Source organism: Phormidium sp. CCY1219 (assembly GCF_055795085.1).
This window is the reverse complement of sequence record NZ_JAYFEQ010000255.1, coordinates 1-283: the sequence shown is the minus strand read 5'-3', so window position 1 is coordinate 283 and position 283 is coordinate 1. Positions and strand designations below refer to the sequence as shown.

The 283-nt window shown below is 44.5% G+C and carries 1 pseudogene; it reads right to left on the bottom strand.

Annotated features, from left to right (window positions below):
- Window positions 1–244 (bottom strand): annotated as a pseudogene (locus AC0QH1_RS02840) (group II intron reverse transcriptase/maturase); the annotation flags it as partial.
- Window positions 245–283 lie beyond the last annotated feature (39 nt).

Below are 283 nucleotides of genomic sequence, written 5' to 3'. Positions count from 1 at the left end.
ACCCCTCTTGTGGTACTGCTCTGTGGGAGTCTACTATCTCCTTAAGTTTCTCGTAGTGGGTTTTGATGGCTTTTTTGCTGGGTTTGATGATGGTTTTGAAACCTAGTGGATTACTGTGTGCGTCTTTCCCGGTTTGGTATTTTCCAACTGCATATTGTCGGATGTTAAAACCGAGAAAGTCAAACCCTGGATTATCCCCTTCTAAAGTGTGGGTGATGTGGGTTTTGGTATCCTTAAGTTCCAACCCTATTCCTTTTAGCCATTCCTGGATGTGGTCGCGACA